The sequence below is a fragment of the Acinetobacter endophylla genome (assembly GCF_053543775.1).
The window spans coordinates 1-740 of sequence record NZ_JBLVOM010000065.1 but is presented as its reverse complement, the minus strand read 5'-3'; the positions used below and the strand labels follow the sequence as shown (position 1 = coordinate 740).

The following is a 740-nucleotide window of genomic DNA, read 5'->3' as shown; positions in this document are numbered from 1 at the left end:
ATATCCACATAACATGGTGGATGGCTCGCGAGAATCTGAATATGAGGATTTGATTTTAAATCGAGTCGAATATCACCATTGACCAATTCAATGTTTAAATGCTCTGTCTGTTTGTTTACACCTTGTTGCCAGATCAGTTCGATGTGATAGCCTTGTTCTGACCATTGAAGTGCAGTATGGCTCTTTTTTTTCCAGTACACATCGCCACTTTGAATAAAAGATTTGAAATGCTCCAATAAAATGCTTGAGATATCAAGATTGCTTTGATAAAAGCGTTCGTCGCTGTTTATTTTGGCGTAATAATAAATCTGGTTAAATAATTGTCGTTTTTGTTCAGGTAAAGTCAGATGCTTTCTGGTGATATTTTCATATTGGGTATAATAACTTTCCCCTGCAATTGAGCCGTTCTTATTGCGTCTGGCTTTCTGAACATCAACTGTCAATTTCTTTAAGCTGACCGACTGATCTAGCAGGTAAATTAAATAATTGTTTGTTTTGACAGATTGCTCTGGTTCAGTCTGTTGCAAATACCGTTTAAAATCATTCAACCAGCGCTGCGCCTGATCATCCCCCCATCGGCGTTTTGCGATTCCCTGCGGAGATTGAGATTCAGCATAACGCTGTTGAAATTCCTGACGATATTCTTGAAAGAATAACCGCGCTAAAGCAGCAGCATGTTTACAGTTATATCCAACTGGACAAGTGCAGTCATCATCGATTAAACGGTCTTTTTTAAGATT

The 740-nt window shown here is 38.4% G+C and carries 1 protein-coding gene; it reads right to left on the bottom strand.

What is annotated here, in order from left to right; genetic code table 11:
• On the bottom strand, positions 1 to 740 hold a 740-nt coding region (locus tag ACNPNW_RS04850; RefSeq protein WP_448766617.1), incomplete at both ends, for an SWIM zinc finger family protein.